The organism is Paenisporosarcina sp. (assembly GCF_057785155.1).
This window is the reverse complement of the sequence record NZ_JBYNRN010000010.1, coordinates 1-3538: the sequence shown is the minus strand read 5'-3', so window position 1 is coordinate 3538 and position 3538 is coordinate 1. Positions and strand designations below refer to the sequence as shown.

Here is a 3538-nt window from a genome sequence, read left to right as displayed (position 1 = left end):
ATGAGTGCTAATAACGGAACGAAAATCTAATTAAGGAGGTCGTTTGCCGTGTTGAAGCCACTAGGTGATCGTATTGTCATTGAATTAATTCAAACTGAAGAAAAAACAGCGAGCGGAATTGTTTTACCAGACACAGCGAAGGAAAAACCACAAGAAGGAAAAGTTGTTGCGGTTGGTTCAGGCCGCGTTCTTGACAATGGTGAGCGCGTAGCTCCAGAAGTAAGCGTTGGTGACCGCATCATCTTCTCAAAATATGCGGGTACAGAAGTGAAATATGATGGAAAAGAGTACTTAATTTTACGTGAAAGCGACATTTTAGCTGTGATTGGTTAATCGTTCGCCTGATAACATATAAAGCATACAAAAATACTTAACAAAAAATTATCATCAAGGGGGTAAGATGTATGGCAAAAGAAATTAAATTCAGCGAAGAAGCTCGTCGTGCGATGTTACGCGGTGTAGATAAATTAGCTGATGCAGTCAAAGTAACATTAGGTCCAAAAGGTCGTAACGTTGTATTAGAGAAAAAATTTGGTTCTCCATTAATTACAAATGACGGTGTAACAATCGCGAAAGAAATTGAATTAGAAGATCCGTTTGAAAATATGGGTGCGAAGCTTGTTGCAGAAGTAGCAAGCAAAACAAATGACGTTGCTGGTGACGGTACAACAACAGCGACTGTATTAGCGCAAGCGATGATTCGTGAAGGATTGAAAAACGTAACAGCTGGTGCGAACCCAATGGGTATTCGCAAAGGTATTGAAAAAGCTGTTGCTGTTGCGGTAGAAGAATTAAAAGCGATCTCTAAACCAATTGAAGGAAAAGATTCAATTGCTCAAGTTGCAGCGATTTCTGCTGCTGACGAAGAAGTTGGTCAATTAATCGCAGAAGCAATGGAACGTGTTGGAAAAGACGGCGTTATTACATTAGAAGAGTCTAAAGGCTTCACAACAGAATTAGATGTTGTGGAAGGTATGCAATTTGACCGTGGTTATGTATCTCCATACATGATCACAGACTCTGATAAAATGGAAGCTGTATTAGAAAATCCATACATCTTAATTACAGATAAAAAAGTTTCAAGCATTCAAGAACTTCTTCCTGTATTAGAGCAAGTTGTTCAACAAGGCAAACCATTATTAATCATTGCTGAAGATGTGGAAGGCGAAGCGCTTGCGACATTAGTTGTAAACAAACTTCGCGGCACATTCACAGCTGTTGCAGTGAAAGCGCCTGGCTTCGGTGACCGTCGTAAAGCGATGCTTCAAGATATCGCGATCTTAACAGGCGGTGAAGTCATTACAGAAGAATTAGGTCGTGAATTGAAATCAACAACAATTGCTTCACTTGGTCGTGCAGCGAAAGTTGTTGTAACGAAAGAACATACAACAATTGTTGGTGGCGCTGGTCGTGCAGAAGACATTCAAGCACGCATCAACCAAATCCGTGCTCAATTAGAAGAAACAACTTCTGAATTTGACCGTGAAAAATTACAAGAGCGCTTAGCAAAATTAGCTGGTGGCGTTGCCGTTATTAAAGTCGGTGCTGCAACTGAAACTGAATTGAAAGAGCGTAAACTTCGCATCGAAGACGCATTAAACGCAACACGTGCGGCAGTTGAAGAAGGTATCGTTGCCGGCGGTGGTACAGCGTTAATGAACGTATACAGCAAAGTTGCAGCAATTGAAGCGGAAGGTGACGAAGCAACTGGTGTGAAAATCGTTCTTCGTGCGATCGAAGAGCCAGTTCGTCAAATCGCACAAAACGCTGGTTTAGAAGGCTCTGTTATCGTAGAGCGCTTAAAAACAGAAAAACCTGGTGTTGGCTTCAACGCAGCAACTGGCGAGTGGGTTGACATGATCGAAGCTGGTATTGTTGACCCAACGAAAGTTACTCGTTCTGCGCTTCAAAACGCAGCATCTGTTGCCGCTATGTTCTTAACAACAGAAGCGGTCGTTGCAGATAAGCCAGAAGAAAACAAAAACACACCAGGCATGCCAGACATGGGCGGCATGATGTAATAAGACGAGAACTAGTCGCAGAAACAAATATATTCAATCGTAAGGGCTACTTCCTTAAAGGAGGTAGTCCTTTTTTGTTGCTCAAATTTGCATATCAAGATTTTTTGGAAGATCGGAAATTCAAAAATACAACAAAAACGAACATAAGGAATTATGAAATTATATTAGGTGAAACCTGTGGTGCTAGTTGGGTCTTAACGCTCAACTAGCCCAAGAACAACAAGCGAGTAAGCCAGTAAAATACCATCCGGTGCCGTTTCAAATCCAGAAACCGAGTTCGCTCGAATCTCGGTGATCCGATACGAATCGACTAAAATCGAAAACACGGTTTCCACCACTTTACGTTTTCGCTTCATCCACTGTTTCCATTCGTCCGATTGGCGAATTCGCTGATTTTTTCGAACGGGCGTCCAAAAAGCGACTCGGTGCTCTTCGTACAGCTTCTTTTGCAGCTTTTGACTGATATACCCTTTGTCACCGAGGTTATACGGATGTGGAATTTGCGTCATGACGGTTTCAGCGGCCACCCGATCGTGACAAGACGCTTCAGTGACGACATATCCCATCGGAAGCCCTTGGTCGGTGACCTGCAGATGAAGTTTCAACCCATAGAAAGCGATCTTTTTCGAAGCACAATAGCCAATATCCGCAATTCCACGAAACCGTTTGGCGCGATGCATTCGAGCTGAACGACACAGCTCGATCGGCAAGCTGTCCACGACCGCATACGCATGGTGTTGCCCACGCTTGGCTAGCTGGTGCCGAATCCACTTGATCGCAAAGCTAAGCGCCCGGCAGCGACGGTTGTACCGAGAACGCTCAGGGAATAAGTCCTTGGGAAACAAATTCCCAATCACAAACCGATGCCAAGCCCGTTCGGAAGTGAAGCCCAACAACTTTCCAAGGACATGGATGGTGATGATGACTTCGTCTTTCTGTTTCAACAAATGAAGATTTCGACGTTGAAGATGAATCTGGATACTCGATAGTTGAGCCGATACAAAAAGCAAAATCGATGCATATTGTTTTTGAAGTTTGACACGATCTGTAGTAAAATGAAAGTGCTCTTGCATGGGGATTCTCCTTTCGAATGGTAGGTCGCACTTTCATTCTACAGGAGATTCGCCAGGCAAGAGCTATTTTTTATGCTTGTTTGATTTTATCTAGCACCACGGGTAATTTGTTAATTTTACAACAACTAGGCTCTTCACCACAAAATGTACTTGACAATCAGGTTGTTTTCTGATCAAGGGTACAAAAAATGCGAAATTTCCTGTATGGTAAAGGTGACCAAAACCATCAACCATGGAGGAAATTTCGCATGCAATCTCAGTTTATCAAAGATTTGATCACTTTACCAGGCTTTCTTATTCATGGAGTCAGTCAAGACTTTGTGGAGAACATTTTTTCGGTTCACTACGGGTGTTGTCAATCACTAGTTAGCGAACCATTTTCAGGAATTGATATCGTAAGCGCTTTCGGACTCTCATCCCTCATCTTGAAGTGATGATATTGTA

The 3538-nt window shown here is 42.7% G+C and carries 3 protein-coding genes; 2 read left to right on the top strand and 1 reads right to left on the bottom strand.

Annotation, left to right across the window (positions count from 1 at the left end; genetic code table 11):
• The first annotated feature begins 48 nt into the window (after window positions 1-48).
• Both groES and groL read left to right on the top strand, forming a co-directional pair.
• Window positions 49-333, top strand: a complete 285-nt coding sequence (gene groES / locus AC3EA5_RS03000; protein ID WP_004888755.1) for a co-chaperone GroES — start codon at window positions 49-51, stop codon at window positions 331-333.
• A gap of 71 nt (window positions 334-404) precedes the next feature.
• Window positions 405-2021, top strand: coding sequence for a chaperonin GroEL (gene groL / locus AC3EA5_RS02995; protein WP_085789511.1), 1617 nt, complete (start codon window positions 405-407; stop codon window positions 2019-2021).
• 194 nt (window positions 2022-2215) lie between these two features.
• Here groL and AC3EA5_RS02990 read toward each other — a convergent pair whose 3' ends face one another.
• Window positions 2216-3094, bottom strand: a complete 879-nt coding sequence (locus AC3EA5_RS02990; RefSeq protein ID WP_488607010.1) for an IS982 family transposase — start codon at window positions 3092-3094, stop codon at window positions 2216-2218.
• Window positions 3095-3538: the final 444 nt, after the last annotated feature.

Excerpts from the sequence above, each read along its gene's own strand:
- AC3EA5_RS02990 (WP_488607010.1), bottom strand. The coding sequence starts at position 3,094 with ATGCAAGAGCACTTTCATTTTACTACAGATCGTGTCAAACTTCAAAAA.
- groL (WP_085789511.1), top strand. The coding sequence starts at position 405 with ATGGCAAAAGAAATTAAATTCAGCGAAGAAGCTCGTCGTGCGATGTTA.